This is a genomic window from Olivibacter sp. SA151 (genome assembly GCF_054130995.1).
Map to the genome: position 1 here is coordinate 5,989,558 of NZ_CP096391.1, position 17,940 is coordinate 6,007,497.

General features: G+C 40.4%; 16 protein-coding genes. 4 read left to right on the plus strand and 12 right to left on the minus strand.

Annotated elements, in window-relative coordinates:
* Positions 1–48: 48 nt before the first annotated feature.
* From M1D52_RS24520 to M1D52_RS24535, 4 genes are all read right to left on the minus strand, one after another.
* On the minus strand, positions 49–1,140 hold the full coding sequence (locus M1D52_RS24520; protein WP_437394150.1) for a DUF4407 domain-containing protein: 1,092 nt from the start codon (positions 1,138–1,140) through the stop codon (positions 49–51).
* A 14-nt stretch (positions 1,141–1,154) separates the two neighbouring features.
* Positions 1,155–2,468 (minus strand): UDP-N-acetylmuramoyl-tripeptide--D-alanyl-D-alanine ligase, encoded by a 1,314-nt coding sequence (locus tag M1D52_RS24525; protein WP_377613154.1) that lies wholly within the window; start codon positions 2,466–2,468, stop codon positions 1,155–1,157.
* Positions 2,469–2,559: 91 nt separating this feature from the next.
* On the minus strand, positions 2,560–4,206 hold the full coding sequence (locus M1D52_RS24530) for a PspC domain-containing protein (protein ID WP_289554220.1): 1,647 nt from the start codon (positions 4,204–4,206) through the stop codon (positions 2,560–2,562).
* A gap of 13 nt (positions 4,207–4,219) precedes the next feature.
* On the minus strand, positions 4,220–4,579 hold the full coding sequence (locus tag M1D52_RS24535) for a PadR family transcriptional regulator (protein ID WP_013664641.1): 360 nt from the start codon (positions 4,577–4,579) through the stop codon (positions 4,220–4,222).
* 271 nt (positions 4,580–4,850) lie between these two features.
* Between M1D52_RS24535 and galK the strand changes: the two genes are divergently transcribed.
* Genes galK through M1D52_RS24555 form a run of 4 tightly spaced genes read left to right on the plus strand, consistent with a single transcriptional unit; the run spans position 4,851 to position 9,513 of the window.
* Complete coding sequence (galK, locus tag M1D52_RS24540) at positions 4,851–6,035, plus strand: galactokinase (RefSeq protein WP_013664640.1); 1,185 nt, start codon at positions 4,851–4,853, stop codon at positions 6,033–6,035.
* Positions 6,022–7,095, plus strand: coding sequence for an aldose epimerase family protein (locus tag M1D52_RS24545; protein WP_130854600.1), 1,074 nt, complete (start codon positions 6,022–6,024; stop codon positions 7,093–7,095). The genes galK and M1D52_RS24545 overlap by 14 nt, the downstream gene beginning before the upstream one ends.
* A 21-nt stretch (positions 7,096–7,116) precedes the next feature.
* Positions 7,117–8,787 (plus strand): sodium/sugar symporter, encoded by a 1,671-nt coding sequence (locus M1D52_RS24550; protein WP_437394149.1) that lies wholly within the window; start codon positions 7,117–7,119, stop codon positions 8,785–8,787.
* 51 nt (positions 8,788–8,838) lie between these two features.
* Positions 8,839–9,513, plus strand: a complete 675-nt coding sequence (locus M1D52_RS24555) for a DUF2461 domain-containing protein (protein WP_013664637.1) — start codon at positions 8,839–8,841, stop codon at positions 9,511–9,513.
* Positions 9,514–9,518: 5 nt separating this feature from the next.
* On the opposite strand, the gene M1D52_RS24560 is transcribed toward M1D52_RS24555, so the two are convergent.
* The 8 genes from M1D52_RS24560 to M1D52_RS24595 all read right to left on the minus strand — a co-directional run bounded on the left by M1D52_RS24560 (position 9,519) and on the right by M1D52_RS24595 (position 17,901).
* A complete protein-coding gene (locus tag M1D52_RS24560) occupies positions 9,519–10,076 on the minus strand; it encodes an NADPH-dependent FMN reductase (RefSeq protein ID WP_437394148.1) in 558 nt (185 codons plus the stop codon).
* A 35-nt stretch (positions 10,077–10,111) separates the two neighbouring features.
* Positions 10,112–10,342 (minus strand): DUF3820 family protein, encoded by a 231-nt coding sequence (locus M1D52_RS24565; RefSeq protein ID WP_013664635.1) that lies wholly within the window; start codon positions 10,340–10,342, stop codon positions 10,112–10,114.
* Positions 10,343–10,346: 4 nt separating this feature from the next.
* Positions 10,347–13,685, minus strand: coding sequence for a transcription-repair coupling factor (mfd, locus tag M1D52_RS24570; protein ID WP_437394147.1), 3,339 nt, complete (start codon positions 13,683–13,685; stop codon positions 10,347–10,349).
* A gap of 30 nt (positions 13,686–13,715) precedes the next feature.
* Complete coding sequence (locus M1D52_RS24575; RefSeq protein WP_437394146.1) at positions 13,716–14,942, minus strand: ABC transporter permease; 1,227 nt, start codon at positions 14,940–14,942, stop codon at positions 13,716–13,718.
* 13 nt (positions 14,943–14,955) lie between these two features.
* Positions 14,956–15,597 (minus strand): MBL fold metallo-hydrolase, encoded by a 642-nt coding sequence (locus M1D52_RS24580; RefSeq protein WP_437361260.1) that lies wholly within the window; start codon positions 15,595–15,597, stop codon positions 14,956–14,958.
* A 63-nt stretch (positions 15,598–15,660) separates the two neighbouring features.
* Positions 15,661–16,245, minus strand: a complete 585-nt coding sequence (gene gldD, locus M1D52_RS24585; protein WP_130854606.1) for a gliding motility lipoprotein GldD — start codon at positions 16,243–16,245, stop codon at positions 15,661–15,663.
* A gap of 26 nt (positions 16,246–16,271) precedes the next feature.
* Complete coding sequence (locus M1D52_RS24590) at positions 16,272–17,051, minus strand: shikimate dehydrogenase family protein (RefSeq protein WP_013664630.1); 780 nt, start codon at positions 17,049–17,051, stop codon at positions 16,272–16,274.
* 88 nt (positions 17,052–17,139) lie between these two features.
* Positions 17,140–17,901: a phosphosulfolactate synthase gene (locus tag M1D52_RS24595; RefSeq protein WP_130854607.1), complete on the minus strand. Its 762-nt coding sequence runs from the start codon at positions 17,899–17,901 to the stop codon at positions 17,140–17,142.
* Positions 17,902–17,940: the final 39 nt, after the last annotated feature.

The following is a 17,940-nucleotide window of genomic DNA, read 5'->3' on the forward strand; positions in this document are numbered from 1 at the left end:
ATAATAAACGCTCATTATTTAATGCATGAAAACATTAAATAATGAGCATTATCCTGTAATACCTTCAAGCTCACTTCTTATTTTCTTTATCCCCGCACTTACTTTGGCAGGTTGAACTTGATCAAGAACGGTTACTTCAGTAGTTCTGTCTTGCTCTGACCGATAAATAACCAAAAATTCCTCATCGTTAATCAAAGCGTCGTAGGGACCTTTGCCACTCATCAGCTTAACCAATACGGGCAAGCATTCAAAAAAAATGAATAATAACCCAATGAATGTTATCGCCCAGTAATTACTCGCATTCGTCTTCCCTGCATCACTGTATTTTAACTGTCCGAGGGCTTCATTCCTATCAGCAAAACCAGCTAGTTTCACGATGCTATCCAACTCCTTGGATGTCATTAGCTTTTCGTCAAGCAGGCCATCGATCTGCCTCCTTTCTTTTATAAAGCGCTCCTGAACGCTTATCTGTGAACGTAAATCCTCTTCTCGTCTCTCTCTTTCCTTTAACGCCTCCTCCTTTCTTTTGGCGTAAGGGCCATAGCCCATCATACCCGAAGTCTCAGCTGTTTTACTTCCAAATATTTCAAAATTTAAACTTTGACGATCGTGCTTAATTGTTTTCGAAAGGGAATCAAGTTCCGATTTTAGTCCTTCTAATTTAGCAATATCGCTATTGTATTTACGATCAAAGGAGCCATTTAATTGATCGATCCGTTGTTTTTGTCCATTTAGATAATTTATCTTAAGCTGTTCTCTTATTTCCTTATCAAATATTTTTAGCTCCAAAGGCCTGGAAATCACAATCCCAATCAATATCGCCAAGACTAAACGAGGTGCTGCTTGGAGAAACTGTTTAAAGGGTGTCGACATTTTATTAATTGTTGAAACGATGTAGCGGTCCATATTAAAAATAGCCGTTCCCCAAATGAGACCAAAGGAAATGGAAGCGAGTAAGGCATAAGTGCTTCCGCTAAAAACAAAATACAGCGCATAACTACCGGCGATAGCGGCAAACAAACCGGTAAAAAAAATCGTTGCTCCAATACCTGCATATTTGTTGTGCTCTGAGGGAGTTTTCAATAAGGTAGGTATGTGCGCCCCACTACAAAACCAAAAAAAATGATTAACCTTCCTCATAACTCCCTTTTAAATTATAGATATTGAAGCAAGCCTTCAAAAGCCATTCCTCTAGATGCCTTTAGAAGAACCGTCGTATTTTCAAGTGGTTTCTCCTGTAAAGCCTGCTTAGCCGCATCGAGCGATTCGTAATATTCTATATCATGTTCTTCTTGCCTTTGTCCGAAAAAGTTTCTACCCACAAAAATTTTTCGATAAAGCTTCATGCCACGTATACGTTCGATCAAACGACGATGTTCTGTCGGTGCTTCTTCTCCCAACTCAAACATATCACCCAAAATCGATACCTTTTTCTCCGCATGAATACTTTCCAAATTATCCAGAGCCGCCCACATACTACTTGCATTGGCATTATAGTAATCGCAAATAACGGTATTCTTTTCAGTCTGCGTGATCTGAGAACGATTATTTGTAGGGCTGTACGCTGTAATGCCTCGGTTAATTTCCTCGGGGTTCAATCCAAAATATAAACCTACCGCTACGGCAGCTAATACATTTTCCAGGTTATAGGAGCCCGTTAAATGCGTAGGTACCACCTGACGATCGTAACCATATGCCTTAATACTACTCCAACCTAAATTTAAAACGGGATTAACGGAAAGCAATTCGCCACTAATATTGTTCGATTTGTCTAAACCATAGGTTATGATTTGCTTGAAGGTTTTATTGTTGGCCATTGATAACAAATGATTATTATCTCCTTGTAAAAACAGAACCCCTTTATGTTCTTCCAGCCACTCATATAACTCGCCTTTAGCCTGTTTCACCCCCTCAAAACTTCCAAAACCTTCTAAATGCGCCTTCCCAACATTTGTAATCAGTCCGAGCTCCGGTCTCGCTATCCCACATAAAAAAGCGATTTCGCCAATATGGTTAGCACCCATCTCTATAATGGCAAGCTCAATAGCTGAATCAATAGCCAGCACACTCAACGGTACACCTATATGATTATTCAAATTACCTTTTGTAGCATAAACGTTAAACTTCTGCGACAACACCGATTGTAGAAGCTCTTTAGTAGTCGTCTTTCCGTTAGTACCGGTGACCCCTATAACAGGTATCTGCAGTTGATCCCGGTGATACCTCGCTAAATTTTGCAGTGTTTCCAGAACATTCGAAACCACTTCGATGCGTTCGTCAACAATGGGTACCGGCTCATCAACGATCGCTAATCTTGCACCTAATTCCAGCGCTTTTTCAGCAAATTGATTACCGTTAAATGTAGCCCCTCTCAATGCAAAGAAAATGGACCCGGGAAGAATATTTCTCGTATCCGTTGATATTTTTTGACATTCTTGAAAAAGCCTATAAAGTGTTGCAATCTCCATAAAAAATGATTTTTGCGACTAATTTACATATTATAATATTGAGAATAATGACTCGCCTTATGAGGCTTTTTCACTTAAGTTGGCTATCTGATTAATTTTCAATATGGACTGAATCTGCTTGATGTTCTTCTTCCTTTTTCATCTCTGCTATGCATTTCAACCCTTCTTCCGTCATAATCCATTCTGTATAAGATGCTCTATTTTCCTCGGGAAAATTTTCTCTACATTGCCAAACCGGCAAATTTCTAATGTGGTTATCGGCTTCATTACTTAAAAATAATTTTGCGCCCACAGGTAACAGCATTTTAATACTTACTCGCTGGTCGCGCATTAGTTCACCTTGTGGCAAGGTGGAGTTATTATCAAATACGATATGCTGTTCCTGCTGATTCACATTATAAATGATTCGTTCTGCTCGCTTCGCTGCTAGATCAAAGTTTTTCCCTCGGGCGTGAAACTCTTGAACGAGTTTTGCCGGACTGTTCGTCTCTCCCTTTATTATTTTAATATCGACCGAATTCATATTTCGGAATTTACCTCTTTTTCGATTGGATTTTATAATAGTACCCAAAGAGTCCAGTCGATTCCCGCTGGAATCAACCTTTTTAATGACGTTGACATCGTTTACATCCACATAATATGCAGGGAAAGGGGCTAGTAAGCGCTCCTGAACAATGGAAGCATCCTCTCTGAAATCTTGTGCTGTTTGAATCGTATAATAGGTGAGCGTACCGGCAGCTACGAGCCATAGTACCAGGAGCCCGAATCCTACATAACTACCCGCTATTCGCCTATTAAATACAATACGGATGGCTAGTATAATAAGTGCCAACAGAGGGATCGCCAAACTGAAGAAAGCGGCCACAATGACAATACCCTTATAAGATTCAGGAACAAGATACAAGGGGAAATCCGGGTCATATAAGCCCCCGAAGCCATCTCCGGTCCAATCTGGTATTGCCAGAATTAGGCAAACAAGCAACGCAACAATTCCTGCGCTTAACCCGAAAATGATAAGAGCGCCGATAACTTTTAAGAATACAATGAATGCTTTTGCAATAAAATTCGCAGCACCCTCCAACGAGTCTGCCGCCTTATTTAGGCCGGGTTTGATTCTTTCCCCGGCCATAGTAAAATTTCCGCGGAGGCCCTCCATTTCCTCTTCAAAATTCTTTTTGAAGTTTTGCAAATTCGGTGCTTCCCCACGCATCGCCATACGGTCGGCCCGGGTTTTTGCAATGGGTACAACAATCCAAAGTATAATGTATAAAAGGAAGCCCGTTCCGGCAAAAACAAACAAGAGTACCATTACAAGCCGAACCCATAATGTTTCGATATCGAGGTAATGCCCCAACCCGGAACATACGCCCCCAAATACTTTATCATCGGGATCTCTAAATAATTTGCGTGTTCCTGAGTAGCCTGACCCATAATACGATTGCCGCGAATAATCATAAGAATCACCGGCATTATCACTTTCAAAGTCGCTCACTTTTCCCATCTGTGCACAAACTTCTTCCACATCCTGCATCGTAATAACTTCTTTCTTTCCCGGAACAATCCGTTCGTTGAACATCTCCGCAATTCTGTTTTCAATATCTCCTACAATTTCCTTGCTGTCTTCCGTATAAGCAAAATGCTTTTTCACATCGATCATGTATGACCGCAAAGCATCGTAAGCATCTTCTTCAATGTGAAAAACGATGCCGTTTATATTTATTATTATTGTTTTATTCATGGTTAATCATTTATTAAAGGTTCACATCGCTGTTTTCTTCTGTATTTCTAGGTGCAGTGGATGTTTTTACTGCAAACACAAGCTCGTTCCAAGTTTCATCTAAAGCTTTAAGCACTTCTTGGCCGGCTTCGGTTATTTGATAATACTTTCTTGGCGGACCCGAGCTGGACTCTTTCCAGATATAGCTTAACAGCTCGTTATTCTTCAATCTGGTTAACAGAGGATATAGTGTACCCTCTACCACCAATAAGCGAGCCGCCTTGAGCTCATTGATGATATCCGAGGCGTATATTTCCCCTCGGGAAATAATTGACAGAATACAGTATTCCAGTATTCCTTTCCTCATTTGGGTTTGCGTATTTTCTACTATCATATAACAAAGATATATGTTTTGGTAGGTATTATGCAATACATAGTAGCTTGTTAAAGACATACTGAATTATAAATGACTGACAATCAACGATAAAAAATTAAAATACCGACAAAAATGCATGTTATCAGAAGCTATATCTTCGATTATTTCAGGTATTTCGTTTGGCCTTTCTGTTTTCGCGGTTATCAAATAGTGTATTTTTAACACAATACATTTGCTTTTTAATATTTCATCCAATACATTTACAAATTAATTCCTTATAAACAAAAGCATGATTAAAGCGGCTAACCTAAAGAAACTATTTATCGAAAAATTTAGTCAGAATCCATTAATCGTCCGCTCACCGGGCCGAGTAAACCTCATTGGAGAGCATACCGATTATAACGAAGGGCTCGTTCTTCCGGCGGCAATTAATAAAAATGTATACTTAGCTATTGCTAAAAATAACACGGATAAAGTTCGTCTTTATGCCATAGATCTATCCGATTCTTTTGAAACCACCGTTGATGCTATAAAAAAGACTGACAAACTTTGGCCGGATTATATTCTCGGCGTCATTGAACAATTGCAATTAAATAATTACGCCATTAATGAAGGATTCGATATTGCTTTCTCCGGAGATATTCCGCAAGGAGCAGGCTTATCGTCATCCGCTGCCTTGGAATGCGCTACCGCTTTTGCTCTAAGCACGCTTTTTGAGCTCCACATAAGTAAGCTGGATATCGCACTTCTGTCTCAAGCTGCTGAAAATCAGTTTGTCGGTGTAAATTGCGGCTTAATGGATCAGTTTGCGAGTGTATTCGGAAAAGAACAGCACCTGGTGAAATTAGATTGTGCAGATTACTCATACGAGTATATTCCTTTTAAGACAAGCGACATAAAAATATTGCTGCTCGATACGCAGGTTAAACACTCGTTAGCTTCCTCTGCCTACAACGAACGCCGCGAACAATGCGAAGAGGGCGTTCGGTTGATCAGTCGGCATCACCCCTCAGTTACCAGTTTGCGGCACGCTACGGAAGAAATGCTTCTCAAATATGTAAAACCCGTTGACGAAATTGTATATCGAAGGTGTAGCTACGTGGTCGCAGAGATTGCACGTTTACAGCTAGCTTGTGAGGATTTGAAAAAAGACGATTTTAAAGCTTTCGGGCAACGTATGTTTGAAACGCATGAAGGCTTGGAGAAACAGTATGAAGTGAGTTGCAAGGAACTTGATTTATTGGTGCAGTTAGTAAAGGGCAATCAGTATGTGCTAGGAGCCCGTATGATGGGTGGGGGCTTTGGCGGTTGCACGATTAATCTTGTGAAAGCTGATAAAGCGGAGGAAGTGGCTCAACAAGTTGCTGCTGCTTATAAAGAACAAACAGGAATAGAGATTCCGTATTATATTGCTGAAATAAATTCCGGAACGAGTATCGTTGATTTAACACAAGCATCGTATGGCCAGGTATAAGCTTCCACTACTTAAAGATTTCAAAACAAAAGGAGACGATAAGAGTAGCGCGCTGATCATACTAAAAAATAACAGAGGAATGCAGGTGGCGCTTACAAACTATGGCGCGCGAATAGTAAGTATGATTGTTCCCGATAAGACCGGAAGTTCGGTAGATGTTGTTTTGGGCTTTAACAACATCTTGGATTATCTCCATGCGGATGAATTATATCATGGGGCTACTATTGGGCGATACGCCAACCGGATAAGCAACGGTACATTTGAACTTGGCGGAATACCCTATAAAATTGAACCAAATAACGGCCCTAATGCGCTACATGGTGGGAAAAATGGTTTTCACACAAAAATATGGGATCGAAGAATTAACAATCCCAATCAGGTGACCTTCTATTATACTTCTCCTGACGGTGAAGAAGGTTTTCCAGGAACACTAACCGTGTCCGTAGATTATCTATTGACAGATGAAAACGAGCTCCAAATAAATTATCGAGCAAATAGCGATAAAGACACTATTATTAACCTTACAAATCACGCCTATTTCAATCTGGATGGCGAAGGTTCGGGATCCATCGTTGATCATGTTGTTGAAATCGCAGCCGAAACGTTCCTTCCCATTAACGAGGTTCAAATCCCTTTGGGAGAGCTCCGACCGGTAAGCGATTCAGCTTTTGATTTCCGTAAACCGAAGCGTATATCCTTGGGCATATCAAGCGAGGATGAACAAATCCAAAAGGGAGGTGGGGGATATGACCATACCTTCGTTCTAAACGAAGCAAACAAAGACGGTAAAAAAGTCGCAGCTTCTGCCTTTTCTGAAAAGAGTGGGATTATGCTCGAAGTGCTTACTACCGAACCCGGGATACAATTTTATACGGGAAATGCGCTCACAGGAAAGGACAAAGGGAAATCAGGAAACCACTATGCCAAGCAACACGCGTTCTGCTTCGAGACACAACACTTTCCTGATGCACCGAACCAAGCACAATTCCCATCACCCTTACTAAAGGCAAAGCAGCCATTCCGATCACAAACAATTTATCGATTTCATGTGCAAAAATAAAAACACCATAAAACAAGCCCAATGAAAACCTTACACACTACTGACTACTTCGTTTTTTTATTCTATTTTTTGATCGTAGCTTTATACGGCTACTGGGTATATCAAAAAAAGAAATCACTCACTGCAGATTCCAAAGACTATTTCCTTGCTGAGGGTTCTTTAACTTGGTGGGCAATCGGCGCTTCGCTAATTGCTTCCAATATTTCTGCAGAGCAGTTCATCGGAATGAGTGGTTCGGGCTTCAAAATGGGCCTGGCGATCGCTGCTTATGAATGGATGGCCGCGATCACACTGATTATCGTCGGTATTTTCTTTATCCCGGTATATCTTAAAAATAAGATATACACCATGCCTCAATTTTTAAATCAGCGCTACAATAGTACCGTAAGTATCGTCATGGCCATATTCTGGTTGCTGCTCTATGTTGTTGTTAACCTTACTTCAATTCTGTATCTAGGCGCGTTGGCCGTATCCAGTATATCAGGCATCAATTTCACCGTGTGCATTTTCGCGCTCGCTATTTTCGCTATTATCATTACACTGGGCGGTATGAAAGTTATTGGGTTTACGGATGTAATCCAAGTGTTCTTTTTGATTCTCGGCGGACTGGCGACAACCTATATCGCACTCAATTTGGTAGCCGATCATTTTGGCGTGCATGGGGCATTAAACGGTTTGGGACTTATGTATGATAAAGCTCCCGACCACTTTGAAATGATATTCGGCAAAGACAATGAAAACTACCTCGATTTACCTGGACTTTCGGTGCTCATAGGCGGTCTTTGGATCGTAAACCTGAATTATTGGGGCTGTAATCAATACATTACCCAACGGGCCTTGGGTGCGGACCTCAAAACCGCTAGGGGAGGTTTGCTATTTGCGGCAGGACTAAAGCTGTTAATGCCGGTTATTGTAGTACTGCCTGGAATTGCGGCTTATATACTTTATAAAGAAGGTTATTTTCAGGAAGAAATGCTTCAGGATGGAAGTGTAAATCCTGATCACGCTTATCCTGTACTGCTGAATCTTTTACCAACCGGTTTAAAAGGATTGTCTTTTGCCGCCTTGACAGCAGCAGTAGTTGCTTCTTTAGCCGGAAAAGCCAACAGTATTGCTACCATCTTTTCATTGGATGTTTACAAAAAGATTTTCAACAAAGAGGCTTCTGAAAAAAATCTGGTTAATGTGGGAAAAACAACCATTATCGTTTCCATGCTATTAGCCATCGTCATTTCACCATACTTAGGGATAGATAAAAAGGGTGGCTTTCAGTATATTCAAGAATATACCGGTTTCGTGTCTCCTGGAATTTTCGCGATGTTCATCTTAGGTTTTTTCTGGAAAAAAGCAACATCCTCTGCTGCAATGTTTGCAACTGTCGGCGGATTCATTCTTTCTGTCATTTTTAAATTTTTGCCGAACGTCATGGATCTATCTTTCTTGGCTTCATCCGGTTTTGCCGTCAAAAATGCAGAAGGTATTTATGAAATACCATTCCTTGACCGTATGGGCTTTGTTTTCATTATCTGTATAGCGGCGATGCTTATAATAAGCATCATCGAAAATAACCGTGGTGTTAAGCCAAAAGGTTTGGAAGTGGACACAAAAATGTTCCGCGTCCATCCGGGATTTGCGATAGGTTCTTTGTTAATAACAGGCGTTGTTGCCGCACTATACTTATTGTTTTGGTAATTAATTATCTTTGCTACGGGGCTTTACCCCGTAGCAAAAGTTATTTTTATAATGCATATTTTCCCATCCACATTCACGTTTCTAACGAGCTTACAACAAAATAATAATAGAGAGTGGTTTCAGGAGCACAAATCTGACTATGATTTAGCACATCAAAATGTTAAAGATTTTGTTGCCGAATTCATCCACGCGCTATCGAAAATAGACCGTTATATTAGCGAGGATATTCCCGTTTCAAAATGCCTTTTTAGGATATATCGGGATACACGCTTTAGCAAAGATAAGACTCCCTATAAAAATTGGTTCGGTGCCGGTATATCTGTTGCCGGAAGAAAGCTGAATGGCCCGGAGTACTACCTCCATATACAACCGGGAAATTCATTTATTGCCGGTGGCTATTGGCGTCCGGAGAAAGAACATTTGGCGGCAATCAGACAGGAAATTGATTACAACGGCACCCAGTTTAGACAGATCATCAACGCCCCCAAGTTCACTAAGTTCTGTATTTTAAATAACGAAGATAAACTCAAAAAAGTTCCGGCAGGCTATGATGCTGACCACCCGGATATTGAATTTCTTAAACTAAAGAGCTTCACCGCCAGCAGCACCTTAAGTGATGCCGATCTCTCCGAGGATGATGGGCGATCCATTACTCGTTTATTGAATTTTGCGGAAGCTATGTATGACTTCAAGCTGTTTCTTCATCAAGCCTTAGATGAAGAGTAAGCTCATCATCGCAACTCCTTCAGGGCATAATGTAACTTTTCAAGTTTAACGAGCATCGCTTCCGCTGCTTTTTCGTTCGCTTCAGTGGCAGCAAACGATTCCTCCTCATTAAGCTGTTTGGAAAAATTTGCGAGTAGCAATCCATCGAAAGGGAACATTTGTAGTGCATTGGTAACTTGCTTAAGCTGCTGAATCGCTCGTGTCCCTCCGGCTATACCTCCATACCCTACCATGGCGACCGGTTTATAGGCCCACTCATTAAAGAGGAAATCCAGTGCATTCTTTAAAGGGGCGGGCATACCATAATTGTATTCCGGTGTGACAAATATAAAAGCATCAGCAGCGCCGATCTTTGAGCTCCAATCTTTGGTATGTTGATGGGTGTATTGCTGCATTCGAGGATGTACCGGCTCATCCATAAAAGGCAGATTGACTTTCTTTAGGTCTATCAATTCCGTATCAAACGTTGTATATTTCTTTGCTGTTTCATATACCCAATAGGCAACAGCATGCCCTTTTCTGCCATTTCTTGTACTTCCTAAGATAATTTTTAACTGAATCATAAGCCTTAATCTTTAAGGGATAACAATTCGATAGCTCATTTGTTGAAGCGCTTATTTTCGAGCGGAGAAAGTAAATGCTCTAAGCCATTTAATTTGATTTCATACATTGTAGCAAGTAGAACACCCAATTTTCCCTTAGGAAAGCCCTGATTTCTGAGCCAAACAAGGTAGTGCTCGGGCAAACGGCTTATAGGCCAATCCTTATATTTTCCATAAGGCATTTTATAGACAACGAGCTCTTTTAATATTTCTCTATCAGATTCCATACGCTTAACGGGCTAATTCCTGAAGAAGCATAACAGCTTCATCCACGCTTTGAATTCTGTCGAATCCGATACGCAAACTTCCTTTTACTTCTTTTAGGTTACAAACCGATGGATTTTGCTGAACAAACTGCAAAACCTTTCCAAATCGTTCACTTTCAAAATACGGTGATTTTTTATTGCTAATGAAGTACCCCCGAAGCACGTTCTTTTTGTAGGATATCTTCTCAAAACCTATTTCTTTACCAAGCCATTGTAAACGAAGCGTATTTAGCAACTCCTTTACCGGCAATGGTACCGGCCCGAAACGATCGGCCAAATCCTGCTCGAAAGACTCGATTTCATTTTCGGTCTTTAACGACGCCATTTGATTGTATAGATTATAACGTTCACCTACATTGGTTACATAAGAATCTGGAATGTATACCTCTAAATCCGTGTCTATTTGCGTAAAATTAACATATACTCTAGCCTTTTCCTCCTTAAACAACCCTTCAAATTCATCGTCTTTCAATTCTTGGATAGCTTCGTCCAAAATCTTATGGTACATTTCAAAGCCTATTTCTGCGATAAAACCACTTTGTTCTGCACCTAATAGATTTCCGCTTCCACGAATGTCCAAATCCCTCATCGCTACATTGAACCCACTTCCCAGTTCACTAAATTCTTCAATGGCGCTCAGACGTTTACGTGCCTCGGGTGTAAGGGTCGAAAGGGGAGGAGACAATAAATAACAAAAAGCCTTTTTGTTGGATCGGCCCACTCGCCCTCGCATTTGATGTAAATCGCTTAGGCCGAACATATGCGCATGGTTAATAATAATGGTATTTGCGTTCGGAATATCCAAACCCGCCTCAATAATCGTTGTGGCCACCAACACATCAAACTCATGATTAATAAATTTGAGCATGACATCCTCTAAGGCATCACCTTCCAATTGCCCATGGGCAACACCACATCTTGCATTTGGCACCAGCTTAGTGATCAAAGCTCCCAATTGGCGAAGATCCTGCACCCGATTGTGGATAAAGAAGACCTGCCCGCCTCTATTAATTTCATAGGCCACCGCCTCTTGTATCAGTTTTTCATTAAATACATGCAATTCCGTTTGTACAGGTTGACGATTTGGCGGAGGAGTGCTTATGATGCTTAAATCTCTTGCTCCCATCAACGAAAAATGAAGTGTCCGAGGAATCGGCGTAGCAGTAAGCGTCAGCGTATCAACATTAACACGCAATTGCTTAAGCTTCTCTTTAACACCTACACCAAATTTCTGTTCTTCATCAATAATCAATAGTCCGAGATCCTTGAATTTCACATCTTTGCTTACCAGGCGATGCGTTCCGATCACAATATCAATTTCACCCTCGGCGAGTCGCTTCAACGTGTCCTTTATTTCTTTGCTCGTTTTAAACCGGTTGATATAGTCAATATTACAAGGAAATCCCTTTAACCGTTCGGAAAAGGTCCTGTGATGTTGTAATGCCAAAATTGTTGTAGGAACCAACACCGCCACCTGCTTACTATCAGCGACTGCCTTAAAAGCAGCCCGTACAGCTACCTCTGTTTTTCCAAAACCGACATCACCACATACGAGCCGATCCATCGGATGCGGTGCCTCCATATCTTTTTTTACATCGTTGGTCGCCTTTTCTTGGTCTGGTGTATCCTCATAAATAAAGGAGGCTTCCAATTCCGTTTGCAAATAAGTGTCGGGGCTGAAAGCATTCCCCGTTTGCGCTTTCCGTTGAGCATATAGCTTAATCAGATCGCGGGCAATATCTTTAACTTTTTTTTTAGTGGTTCTTTTTAGCTTATCCCAAGTATCGGTTCCTAATTTATTCATTTTAGGAACAGTACCATCTTTACCCGTATACTTGCTAATCCGATTTAAGGAGTTTATATTAACATATAGCAGATCGTTGTCGGCGTAAACCAGGCGAATCATTTCCTGCATTTTGCCATTAACTTCTACTTTTTCCAAGCCCGCATATTTACCTATCCCGTGATCAATATGAGTAATATAATCGCCGGGTTTAAGGTCACGAAGTTCTTTTAAAGTAATCGCTTGTGACCGGGCATAGCCTTTTTTATGTTTATATTTATAATAGCGATCAAAAATTTGATGGTCCGTATAGCAAGCTAGTTTGAGCTCTTCATCGCTAAATCCTTCACGCAAGGCAATACTTATGGGAATAAATTTGACCGTTTTATCCAGATCATCTAAAATGGCAAACAACCTTTCGATCTGTTTCGGAGAGTCACTAAAAATACAATTGGTGATTTTCTTCTCCTCATTTTCCTTTATATTGTGAATAAGTAGTCCAAAATCTTTGTTGAAAGAGGGTTGAGGTCGCTGATTAAATTGAATTTGATGATCAGCATCGTAGAAAAATTGCTTACCGAACTCAACTACCGGAAAATCCTGTAACAGGTTCGCAAGCATCTTTTCATCCGTGAAGCTGAATTTAGGATCGATCCATTCGGGGTTATGTTCTTTGTCCTGGGCCGATAAAGCGGACCAAAGTTTGCTGGCATTTTTGTATCCAGATTGCACAATGTCAAGGGTAAATTGGACATCTTTAATCCAGATGACGGCGTCACTATCGATATATTCCAGTAAAGAAATATTGTTCTCTGTTAGAAACTTCGCCTGCACATTTGGAACAATTGTTACCGTATGAATCTTATTAACAGAAAGTTGATTCTCTGTATCGAATGTGCGTATACTTTCCACAAGGTTGCCAAAGAACTCAATGCGATAGGGTAAATCATTTGAGAATGAAAAAATATCAACGATCCCTCCCCTAATTGCAAATTGTCCCGGTTCGTACACAAAATCCACTCGCTCAAAGTCGTACTCTATCAAAAATTCATTGATAAAATCGATATCCAACTTTGCATTAATGGATATTTCAAGTGTATTTTTACTTAGTTCAGTCCGGTTAATTACTTTTTCTGCTAGCGCTTCCGGATAGGTCACGATCATCTTTGGCAATTCCGAAGTGTGATTCAGCGTACTGAGGGTTTCTGCTCGCTGCAATACATGCGCACTATCCGCTTGAGTAAAATCAAAGGGTTTCCGATAAGAGGAGGGGAAAAAAAGAACCTGCTTATCCAGGAGGCCCTCTAAATCACTCAAAAAGAACGCTGCTTCCTCATAATCGGGTAATACGAAAATAAAAGGTCGTTCCTGCAGCTGATAACTCGAAACCGCCGTTATGGCGTCGGCTGATCCTATCAATCCCTTTAATTGGATTCTAGGCTTGGCTCCCTGAAGTGCTTTTGTAAACGATAAGACTCCTTTGTGTTCCTTATATTGTTGTAAAATATCTTTTATTGTCACTGTAATAAATTAAGAATAATCCTTCGGAAGCTACTCCGAAGCCTTTAATTGTTCCATATTTTTAACACTCAATCTCGACGAAATAGCAGACGCAGTCCCTGAAACTAGTAATACGGTCAGAAATACCAAAAGAAAATCAGACCATCGCATGGATACAGGATAAACGTCCGAGACAATGGTAGTTGTTCCCATACGTACCAGACCAAACTTTTCCTGAATTATACAAAAGACTGCACCTAATAACAAGCCACCTAAACATCCCATCATGGAAATAAAGATTCCCTCTAAAAAGAAGATACGCTTTACCAGTCCATGTGGCGCACCTAAGCTATTTAATACCGCTACATCTTTTTGTTTATCGATGACTAGCATGGTCAATGATCCGACGATATTAAACGCTGCAATCACCAATACAAACGCTAAAATGAAAAATACCATCCATTTCTCACTATTTAATAACTTGTAAAGTCCCGGATTTTGTTCCACCTGGTTTTTTATGTTATAGTTTTTTCCCAGTAACTTTTGAAGATCCTTCTGGACACGGTTCAAATCGGCCCCCTTTTTAAGGTTAATTTCAATCGCCGAAATTTCATCATATTCTCCAAGTACATCACGGGCAAAACCAATTGGAACAATGATAAGATCATCAAGCTCTTGTTGTGCTTTGAAAACCCCTGCAGGTGCAATATTCCGAACATTAAATTCATCAGCTGGGTTGAGAGCTGACCGAACCCCTTTCTTTGGTGAGAAAACTTCAATCTCTGCTAGAATATTATTTAAACTTATACCTAAATTAGTAAAAACGCCCGCCCCCAATAGGGCATAATTTATTCCGTTTTCGCTTAACACAAATGTTCCATCCCATAACAAGTTATCTGCCGGTCTATTTAGGCCATAAGATGGGTCAACACCTTTCATGTTTGCTATGTACTGGTATTCCCGATATCTTAGAAGCACCTTTTCTTGCAATACCTGGCTATAGCTTGCTATTCGCGAATCCTTTTTGATTTTTTCAAAAACAACCGTATCTTCTTTAAATACTTTACCGGAAGCTGGTTCAATCCGCAATTCGGAGGAAAAGGAGCTATACATACTTAATATCAAACCTTCTAGCCCATTATAAACCGATAAGATTACAATCAACGCACCACTAGCTACCAATACACCTACCATGCTGATGGCCGAGATGATGTTAATCGCATTAACAGATTTTTTGGAGAACAGGTACCGCTTGGCAATAAAGGTGGCAGTATTCATAACATTAAGTTACTTAGGCTCTAACAAAAGGATTACTGACCTTTTCTTCTCCTATATATGTTTCCGGACCATGCCCAGGGTATACAATGGTATCATCCGGTAAGCTATACAGATCTTCTTTAATATGCTTTAGAAGCAATTGATGGTTTCCTCCTGGAAGGTCTGTCCTACCGATACTTCTTCTAAACAGCACATCTCCACCGATAAGTAGTTTTTCCTGTTGATTATAGAAACACAAATGACCGGGAGAATGGCCGGGAGCAAAGATAAGTTGCAAGGAAGTGTTACCAAAGCTCACATTACCCTCCATTGACAAAAAATGTTCTGGTATAGGCGACTGCTCATACCGTAAACCGAACATCGGCGCTCGTACTTGTACATCCGATAACACAGCCGCTTCATGCTCATGAAATTGGGGAAGTAGCCCAAATTCCTCATAAATCAACTTATTTCCTAGCACATGATCTACATGACAATGGGTATTCAATAACAAGGTGGGCTTCAGATTATTCGATCTAATAAAATGAAGTACACTTTCTTCCTCCGCTGTCGTATACATCCCCGGATCTACTATGGCGCAGTTGTGCGTCTCATCATATAAAATATAAGTATTCTCGGCAAAGGGATTATTTTCAAACCTTTTTACGTATATCATAATAAACAAACTTAGATAAAATGCTTGGCATTCTCCAACAACAACAAAACAAATCGGAGTGTGTCAATGCCACTTCATTGATTTGATCATTACGTTGATGTCCTGTTTAAGGAAATCCAATACGGGCCGAATAGAGTCAAGCCTTGGCTTTTCGTGAAAATAAAGCGCCCCCCTTAGATAGTTTCTGGTACTATCGGTCACAAAAAACTGAACCGAAGACGCACTGTTGCCTTCTATGGAATATAAAATGCCATACACGCGCTCATCCGGAAATGAAATGGTCGATTCATCAATGGCGGTCGCCCTAACCGTATGTTTAAAGGCAAAGGTTCGGGCATCCTCAACCAATTGATTAAAAACTTTTTGGCTGGAAATCGGATAATAACTCAGATGAATGCGGGCATTGTAAGATGGAAAGACTACATCAAACCAGCAAGGTCTAGCCGAAACATTGGTATCTGGCTCAATAATCGCATAGCGAGGGTAATCAAAACGAAAAGGACATGCTCCTTTAAAGGCTTGATATTTCTTGTCGGGAAACTTAATCCGAAAATAACCGCGGGGCTTAGGCGCATAATCTCTTCCACATGAAGAAAATAGCCCTAAAAGAAGAACGCATATAATTACTATTATTCCTCTCGAAGTCACCTTGCTAAGTTAGCGATTCTCTATGGTTATGAGTTCCATATTTCCCAATTCTTTTCTGCTTGTAGGTGAAGCATTTCCAAACCATTCTTTATGATTGCTCCACGTTTCTTTCCTTCCATTAAAAAGGCCGTTTCTTCCGGATTGTAAACCAAATCATAAAGCAAGTGCCGTTCACCAATAAACTCATAGGGAATTTCGGGCTTTTCATCTACCTTCGGAAAGGTTCCAAGAGGAGTGGTGTTAATAATAAGCAGATGCCCTTCAATTATTTCTTTATTTAATTGTTCGTAAGAAAACTGCTTAGGATTTGCTCGTCTAGAAACCACCTCATAGTCGATCCCCAATTTTTTTAACACATAAAAGACGGCACGGGCGGCACCGCCGTTACCCAAAACGAGCGCCTTTGAATGCTGTTTCTTCAGTAAAGGTTTTAAGGACTCCTCAAAACCGTAAACATCCGTGTTATACCCTTCCAGCTGAACCTTTTTCATGCACATTTCTCCACTAAAAAAAGATTCAACCGGATTCGATTTTACGATCTTTATACAATTAACGGCATCAATCTCTTTCGCTTCAGGCGATATTTTATCAAGATAAAACATAACCCCAATCTTATGTGGTATCGTTACATTAAGACCGCAAAGCTCTGGTTGCTGCTTTAATAAATCGGGTAGATCGCTGATATTGGGGAGCGGTAATAATTCATAATGGTAATCCTTGAGACCCTCCCTTTCGAACTTTTCGTTAAAATATTGCTTAGAAAATGAATGCTTAAGCGGATATCCAATCAATCCAAATTTCTTCATCACTATTTATAATATCCGGGGAACCTTTGCCCCGTCTTTCGTTAGAATTTAACAAACATATATTTACTATGTTTTTCACTTAGCAAAACTACATAGAAATAAAATGGTCAAACGTATCGCCTCGTAGTCCAAGACGTATTGTTTCCAAAGGTATAACTTCCTGTGGCGCTATATTGCCTAAATTGACATTACTTCCAATCAATTTAATGAACCAAACCTGTTGCGCTTTTATAGGGGCTTCCCAAATAATGGACTCTTGCGGAACCTGCGTTAGTATCTCGTCAATGAGTCCCTGTCGCACTTCTCCTGTTTCACGATAAATTCCTACGTTACCACTTTCTCTCGCCTCGGCAATGACTTTCCAGGACCCGGCCGCTAATTCCGCTTTGATAAGCTCGATCCAACGATAGGGCGCTATTATTTTTTTATCGTCTTTTGATCCAACTTCTGAGATGACCGTAACCTGTTTACTCAGTATGTCAATATATTTACATTTTTCTTCGTGGGGTAAGATGATCGATCCATCGGATATTTCTGCATATTCCATCTTATACTTATCAAGTACTTTCCGATATGCGTCGAATTGATTTCTTATCAAAAAAGCTTCAAACAAGGTGCCTCCAAAATAAAAAGGCATCTGTGCATCGCGATAAATCTGTAACTTCTCTTCAAGCTTTGGAGTAACCATGGATGTTGCCCATCCCAATTTTACTATATCGGTATGTGGTGCAGCAACTTCGATGAAATCTTGAGCCTGCCGGGTACTCATACCTTTATCCATCACCATCGTTATCCCATTATTCCGAGGCTTGAGCGTCCGTATTGGGATATTATTTAACTCAAAGTTCATAGGAATGCAAAGGTGAAAAAAAAAATCAACACTGCTATA

What these genes read in the sequence shown, in the direction of transcription:
- M1D52_RS24520 (WP_437394150.1), bottom strand. Translation starts at nt 1,140, where the DNA reads ATGAGGAAGGTTAATCATTTTTTTTGGTTTTGTAGTGGGGCGCACATA.
- M1D52_RS24525 (WP_377613154.1), bottom strand. Translation starts at nt 2,468, where the DNA reads ATGGAGATTGCAACACTTTATAGGCTTTTTCAAGAATGTCAAAAAATA.
- M1D52_RS24530 (WP_289554220.1), bottom strand. Translation starts at nt 4,206, where the DNA reads ATGAATAAAACAATAATAATAAATATAAACGGCATCGTTTTTCACATT.
- M1D52_RS24535 (WP_013664641.1), bottom strand. Translation starts at nt 4,579, where the DNA reads ATGATAGTAGAAAATACGCAAACCCAAATGAGGAAAGGAATACTGGAA.
- galK (WP_013664640.1), top strand. Translation starts at nt 4,851, where the DNA reads ATGATTAAAGCGGCTAACCTAAAGAAACTATTTATCGAAAAATTTAGT.
- M1D52_RS24545 (WP_130854600.1), top strand. Translation starts at nt 6,022, where the DNA reads ATGGCCAGGTATAAGCTTCCACTACTTAAAGATTTCAAAACAAAAGGA.
- M1D52_RS24550 (WP_437394149.1), top strand. Translation starts at nt 7,117, where the DNA reads ATGAAAACCTTACACACTACTGACTACTTCGTTTTTTTATTCTATTTT.
- M1D52_RS24555 (WP_013664637.1), top strand. Translation starts at nt 8,839, where the DNA reads ATGCATATTTTCCCATCCACATTCACGTTTCTAACGAGCTTACAACAA.
- M1D52_RS24560 (WP_437394148.1), bottom strand. Translation starts at nt 10,076, where the DNA reads ATGATTCAGTTAAAAATTATCTTAGGAAGTACAAGAAATGGCAGAAAA.
- M1D52_RS24565 (WP_013664635.1), bottom strand. Translation starts at nt 10,342, where the DNA reads ATGGAATCTGATAGAGAAATATTAAAAGAGCTCGTTGTCTATAAAATG.
- M1D52_RS24575 (WP_437394146.1), bottom strand. Translation starts at nt 14,942, where the DNA reads ATGAATACTGCCACCTTTATTGCCAAGCGGTACCTGTTCTCCAAAAAA.
- M1D52_RS24580 (WP_437361260.1), bottom strand. Translation starts at nt 15,597, where the DNA reads ATGATATACGTAAAAAGGTTTGAAAATAATCCCTTTGCCGAGAATACT.
- M1D52_RS24590 (WP_013664630.1), bottom strand. Translation starts at nt 17,051, where the DNA reads ATGAAGAAATTTGGATTGATTGGATATCCGCTTAAGCATTCATTTTCT.
- M1D52_RS24595 (WP_130854607.1), bottom strand. Translation starts at nt 17,901, where the DNA reads ATGAACTTTGAGTTAAATAATATCCCAATACGGACGCTCAAGCCTCGG.